The 4,031-nt window shown below is 74.4% G+C and carries 3 protein-coding genes; all 3 read left to right on the top strand.

Annotated features, from left to right (window positions below):
• Positions 1–2,078, top strand: a 2,078-nt coding sequence (locus KBX53_RS24950; protein WP_247676169.1) for a cytochrome P450, incomplete at its 5' end; no start/stop codon positions are given.
• A gap of 61 nt (positions 2,079–2,139) precedes the next feature.
• Entirely contained in the window at positions 2,140–3,102 is a 963-nt protein-coding gene (locus KBX53_RS24945; protein ID WP_030336178.1) for a hypothetical protein, read from the top strand.
• A gap of 18 nt (positions 3,103–3,120) precedes the next feature.
• The gene (locus tag KBX53_RS24940) at positions 3,121–3,978 is read left to right on the top strand and encodes a spermidine synthase (RefSeq protein ID WP_210861962.1); all 858 of its coding nucleotides are present in this window, start codon (positions 3,121–3,123) and stop codon (positions 3,976–3,978) included.
• Positions 3,979–4,031 lie beyond the last annotated feature (53 nt).

Genomic DNA, 4,031 nt, shown 5'->3' with positions numbered 1-4,031 from the left:
GTTCGATGTCGCAGGTGTCCGAGGCGCGCTCCGCCACCGTCAGCACCGAGCCCCGGACGATCCCGGCACGACGCGCGCTGCCCGCGCTGGTCCGTGATCCGCTGGGCGCGCTCGTCGACTTCGCGGATGCCGCCGCCGGCGAGGTCGTCCGGCTCAACCTCGGCTCGTTCCGCCCCTACCTGGTCAGCCATCCTGAGCACCTGCAACGCGTCCTGCGCGACAACGTTGCCAACTACATCCGGGACGGCGACGGGCTGCTCTGGCGACCCGTTCGCCGGATCGTCGGTGACGCCATCCTGGTCGCCGAGGGTGCGGTCTGGGAGTCCAGCCGAGGCGCGCTGCAGCCGTTGTTCACCGCCAAGCGGGCCGAGACGCTCGTCGACAAGATGGCCGAGGCGATCAACGAGGCGGTCGACGAGTGGCTCGAACCGGCCCGCACCGGTCGCCCGATCGACGGCGGCGCCGAACTGACCCGGATCGTCCTGCGTACCACCATGCGGGTGCTCTTCGCCGACCGGATCTCGGTCCCCGACGCGCTGCGGATCAGCGCCGCGCTGGACACCCTCACCACCGCGATGCTCCCGCGACTGGTGATGCCCGCCGTGCCGTACGCGGTGCCGATGCCCCGCGACCGGCAGGTCCGCGAGGCGGTGCGCACGGCGCACGACGAGCACACCACGGCGGTGGCGGCGCTGGTCGACGCCCGCGCGGTCGCCGAGCGGGCCGACGCGGACCTGGAGGCGGCCTTCCGGGCGCACGAGGAGGCGAAGGCCACCGACCTGGCGGTCAGCCTGCGGGTGCACCTGCATGCGGGGGCAACGTGCCCGGTGTGCGAGCAGCCGGTGGCCGAGGTGCCGGCGGTGCCGGCCGATTCGGCGGTGGCCGCCGCGACGGCGGCCGGCAAGGCCGCGCGGGCCGCGACCAAGGCCGCGCAGGAGACGGTGCGGCAGCGGGACGCGGCGGCGCGTGAGCTGGAGCGGCTGCTGGTGCAGGCGCGGGCCCGGCAGGAGCAGCTGGAGGCCCGGCTGGCCGAGCTGGACGGGCAGCTTTCCGGGGCTGCCGAGCCGGCCGTGCTGCGCCGGGAGTTGGCCGAGCACGCCCGGTTGCGGCGCGCACTGGACGAGGCGGCGACGGCGGTCCGGGCCGGCCGCGAGACCGCTCGCCAGGCCCGGGCCGCTGTGGATGCCGCCGAGGAGCGGCTGCGGGCGGCGTGGCGGGCCTTCGACACCGCCCGGGACGGGTTGGCCCGGTTCGGTCCCCCGGCGACCGACCGGGACGATGTGGCCGCCGCCTGGTCGACGCTGACCGGTTGGGCGACCAGCGAGGCGGACCGCCGCCGCGCCGACCGGGACGGTCGGGCCGCTGCCGTGGCGGCGGCCGAGTCGGTGGCCGACGGGGTGCAACGGGCCATCGCGGCCATCTTCGCCGACGCCGACGTGCCGGTGGGGGACGATCCGGTGCACGCGGCGACGGTGGCGGTGGAGCGGGCCGACGCCGACCGGCGGCGGCTGCACGAGCGTCGCGAGCAGGCCGGTGCGTTGCGCGAGCAGCGGGCGGGGCACGAGCGGGAGGCGCAGGTGGCGCGCGCGCTCGCCGGGCACCTGCGGGCCAACAACTTCGAGCGGTGGTTGCTGGCCGAGGCGTTGGACCTGCTGGTCGACGGTGCGTCGGGGATTCTGCGGGAGTTGTCCAACGGGCAGTACGAGCTGGTGCACGACAAGGGTGAGTTCGTCGTCGTCGACCACCACGACGCCGGGCTGCGTCGGGGGGTGCGCACCCTCTCCGGCGGTGAGACGTTCCAGGCGTCGCTGGCGTTGGCGTTGGCGCTCTCCGAACAGTTGGCCGGGATGTCCACCACGGCGGCGAGCCTGGAGTCGATCGTCCTGGACGAGGGTTTCGGCACCCTCGACGCCGCCACGCTGGACACGGTGGCGGCGACCCTGGAGAACCTGGCGGCCCGGGGCGATCGGATGGTCGGCGTGGTCACCCACGTGCCGGCGTTGGCCGAGCGGATCCCGGTCCGCTTCGAGGTGCGCAAGGACGCCCGCTCCGCCCGGGTGGAACGGACCGGCCGGTGAGCGCGAGGAGTGCCGCGCAGCGGAGCCCCGCAGTCGCGAACGACAGGCGAGCCCGGTGAACGTGCGGGGCGACGCAGCGTTCTTCGTCGACTCGTGGGATCCGGCGTACGGGGCGTCGTTCGAGGCGTCGGCGGCCGGGCCGGCCGCGCCGAGCAGCGCCCAGGTCGACGCGGACGTGGAGCTGCCCGCCGTGGACTGGCGGGCGATCGGGGTACGCCCCGGGGTGCGCGCACCCGACGTGGTGTTGCTGGTCGACGGGGTGCGTCGGATCGACGCGAGCATCTGGACGGCCGAGACCGACGGCGGGTCGTTTCCCGGGTTGGCGGCCTCGTACGCGGCCGGGGTGGTCCGCTGTGACCTGGGCCGGGGTGCGGCGCAGTTGGCGGGCACCCAGGTTGGTAGGGGTCTGTTCACCGCGAGCCCGTCGGCGCGGGATGTGGTGGCGGGCGCGATCCGTTACCCGGTGCACCGGGTGGGTGGCACCGGTGAGTTGGCGAAGCTTCCGGCCGCCGTGCAGGGTCCGCTGACCGCGTTGGAGGTGGCGGTGTCCGACGCGGCCCGGGTCGACGGTGACCTGTTGGTGGTGGACGGCCCGTTGCGCAGTCGTCGGCAGTTGCCGCGCACTCTGGGCTACATCAAGACGCAGCACAGTCAGTATCTGGATGCTCGGCTGACCGCCGTGGTGACCGGGATGGCGTCGGGTGAGCGGTCCCCGGTGTTCCGGCTCGGCACCGCCTGGGGCGGTTGGTCGTGGTATCTGCGGCTGCCGGTGGCGATCGGCGCGCCGTGGGCGGGCATCGTCCGGGTGGAGTGCTCCGCCGACCTGCCGGTCGAGGCGGCGATCGAGCTGGCCGATCTGTCGTTGGTGACCCTGCCGCGCTTCGCGTCCACCCCGTACAAGGACCCGCGGGCCCCGCAGAACCTGATCCCGATCGCCGGTCTGGAGCGCCGACTGCGGGCCCTGCTGGGTGATTCCCGGCTGCTGCACCGCGCGTTGACCACAGCGGCCCGCGCCGCCCGTTGAACGCGGATACTGGTTCCGATGGGGCGTAAACGGGCGGCTGAGCGGGTGGTCGAGCAGGTGGACACCGGGCTGGCGGAGCTGGTGCCGGATCCGGACCGGGCCGGCTCGTGGACGTTGCTGCTGGATGGCGCGCCGCAGTCGCACGTCGACCTGGCCGACCCCACTCACCTGGAGTTCGAGTACGTGCGTCGGCTGGCTGCCGCAGTGGATCTGGTCGCGCCGGCCGGCGCGCCGCTGCGGGTGCTGCATCTGGGTGGCGGCGCCCTGACCCTGCCCCGGTACGTCTCCGCCACCCGGGCGGGGTCGACCCAGCGGGTGTCCGAGGTGGATGGCGCGCTGGTGGAGTTGGTCCGTCGGGCGTTGCCCTGGCCGTCGGACCCCCGGTTGAAGGTTCGGGTGCAGGACGCCCGGGCGGTGTTGGCGTCTACCCGGGAGGCCAGCTACGACGTGGTGGTCGCCGACGTGTTCGCCGGGGCGCGTACCCCGGCGCACCTCACGTCGCTGGAGTACGCGGCCGAGGTGGCCCGGGTGCTCCGCCCGGCCGGTTGGTACCTGGCGAACCTGGCCGACGGCCCGCCGTTGCGGCACGCCCGGGGGCAGGTCGCCACGGTCCGGTCGGTGCTGCCGCAGGCCTGTCTGGTCGGCGACGCGGCGGTGCTGCGCGGGCGCCGGTACGGCAATCTGGTGCTGGTCGCCGGGCGGTCCCAGCCGCCGGTGCCGGAGTTGACCAGACGGGCCGCCGGTGACTGGTTTCCGGGCCGGGTGGTGGCCGGCGACGAGCTGGACCGTTTCGTCGGTGGCGCGCAGGTCGTGCGGGACGCCGACGCGACGGGTTCGGATCCGCCACCGCCGGGGTTGTTCTCGGTACGCCGCTGATCGTCCACCCGACGGGCGGCGCGGAAGTTTTTTCGCCGTTTGTTGATCCGTTG

This window comes from Micromonospora sp. M51 (genome assembly GCF_018070305.1).
Taxonomy (GTDB): Bacteria; Actinomycetota; Actinomycetes; order Mycobacteriales; family Micromonosporaceae; genus Micromonospora; species Micromonospora parva.
Note: the sequence above shows the minus strand (reverse complement) of the source record. Positions and strands in the feature narration are given on the sequence as shown.

Excerpts from the sequence above, each read along its gene's own strand:
- KBX53_RS24940 (WP_210861962.1), top strand. The coding sequence starts at position 3,121 with ATGGGGCGTAAACGGGCGGCTGAGCGGGTGGTCGAGCAGGTGGACACC.